Annotated in this window: 2 protein-coding genes; both read left to right on the plus strand. The window is 70.0% G+C overall.

Features of this window, described 5'->3' with window-relative positions; all coding sequences use genetic code 11:
* Nucleotides 1-845: carbohydrate kinase family protein (locus ELR45_RS29730; protein ID WP_165368221.1), on the plus strand; the 845-nt coding region annotated here is incomplete at its 5' end.
* A 172-nt stretch (nt 846-1,017) separates the two neighbouring features.
* Nucleotides 1,018-1,173, plus strand: coding sequence for a hypothetical protein (locus ELR45_RS36035; protein WP_165368222.1), 156 nt, complete (start codon nt 1,018-1,020; stop codon nt 1,171-1,173).
* Nucleotides 1,174-1,258 lie beyond the last annotated feature (85 nt).

Below are 1,258 nucleotides of genomic sequence, written 5' to 3' on the forward strand. Positions count from 1 at the left end.
TCGCCGTAGGCCTGGCCAGGCTCGGCGTGCACACCCACATGCTCGCACGGCTGGGTTCGGGTCCCTTCGGTGCGCTCGTCCGCGACCATCTGGTCGCGAACAACGTGGGACTTGCTCATGCGGTGCAGGCCGACGAACCGGCGACGCTCGCGGTCGTCTCGCTGGACGACGCCGGACGCGCCACCTATGACTTCTACGCCGAAGGTACCTCCGACTGGCAGTGGAGCGCGGACGAGCTGCCGGATGCGCTTCCCGACGGAACATCAGCCCTGTGTACCGGCTCGATCGCGGCAGCACGCCAGCCTGGAGCACCGGCTCTCCTGCAGCTGCTCCGACGCGAGCATGAGCGGATGAACACCACCATCGTGCTCGATCCGAACCTCCGTCCCGCCCTGATCGGCCCGCCCGAGGACGTACGCGGACACTGGGACATCCTGATCGAGCTGGCGGACGTCGTGAAGGTCAGCGACGAGGACCTCGCCTGGCTCGTGCCTGGGGCGGACGTCTTGGCGATCGCCAAGACGTGGGCCGAGCGTGGCCCCTCGCTCGTCGTCGTCACCCGTGGCGGCGACGGCGCGCTAGCCGCGATCAGCGGCGGCACCATCGTGGAGGTCGCGGCCGCGCCGGTCGACGTCGTCGACACCGTCGGGGCTGGAGACGCTTTCACCGCCGGCCTGGTCGACACGTTGCGGCTGAACGGCATGCTCGGTGCCGGCGCCGGGCAGCGGCTGGCGGACCTTACCCCCGAGCGGCTGCGACCCATTCTCGACCGTGCCGGGCGCATCGCGGCCATCACCTGCGGCAGACAAGGCGCCGACCCGCCCACCGCGGACGAGGTCGGCTGACACCCCTTACCCATGTCGGCCGGGCCCTTACCCGGTTCACGGTCCAGGCCGTCGCCGGGTAAGGCCCGGGCCAGGAGCATTGCGCGCGAACTGCCGATGTCCTCAGCCGGGCCTCACCGCGAGTCTTGTGCTCGACACAAAGAGGACGACGGCGACGGAACGAGGATGTGTCATGTTCATGCACAACGTGGATCTCATGCGGGCGGAAGTCGCATACCGACAAGACGAGGTCATCCGCCGCATGCGCCGCAGGCGGAGCCGCCGGGCTCAGGCGGACATACCGGAGCGTCGTGCCCCCGTCGGGCACCAGCTACCGACCAGCGTCTGACAACGTGCCGACCGCCGTGAACGCTGCGCTCGCCGACCGCGGATTGTCTCATGCCCCGCGGTCGGGAGCCGGCGGACGGCCCATG

This window comes from Phytoactinopolyspora endophytica (genome assembly GCF_004138495.1).
Classification (GTDB): Bacteria; Actinomycetota; Actinomycetes; order Jiangellales; family Jiangellaceae; genus Phytoactinopolyspora; species Phytoactinopolyspora endophytica.

Bases quoted from the DNA above. Each gene is read 5' to 3' on its own strand.
- ELR45_RS36035 (WP_165368222.1), top strand. From the start codon at position 1,018: ATGTTCATGCACAACGTGGATCTCATGCGGGCGGAAGTCGCATACCGA.